Below are 394 nucleotides of genomic sequence, written 5' to 3'. Positions count from 1 at the left end.
CGTACTGGTCCGTGCCGGAGCACGCGGCGGGCGTCGTGGCGGTGGGGGTCGACGAGGTCGGCAGCACCGCCCACCTGCTGCAGGCGGCGTTCGAGGAGGCCCAGGCTCGCGCGGCCACCCTCCGTGTCGTGCACACGTGGCGGTACAGCGAGGCGTTCGACGACGTCGTCTTCGACGGCGACCGCAAGGACGCCCACTCGGCCGAGCTCGCCGCGCGGCTGCGCGAGGACCTCGACCCGCTCACCGCCAAGTTCACCGGCGTCCCGGTGGACCTGACCGTCCGGCACGGCCGCCCCGCGGACGCGATCGTCGAGGAGTCGCGCCGCTCCGACCTCGTGGTGGTCGGCCGGCACCGCACCGGCAACCGGGTCTCCCACCACCTCGGCTCGGTCGT

1 protein-coding gene is annotated in these 394 nt (G+C 74.9%); it reads left to right on the top strand.

From position 1 onward, the window contains the following. On the top strand, positions 1-394 hold a 394-nt coding region (locus Q0L15_RS17580; protein ID WP_296605751.1), incomplete at both ends, for a universal stress protein.

Origin of the sequence: Nocardioides sp., assembly GCF_024509035.1 — a bacterium.
Taxonomy (GTDB): Bacteria; Actinomycetota; Actinomycetes; order Propionibacteriales; family Nocardioidaceae; genus Nocardioides.
This window is presented reverse-complemented; position numbering and strand designations above follow the sequence as displayed.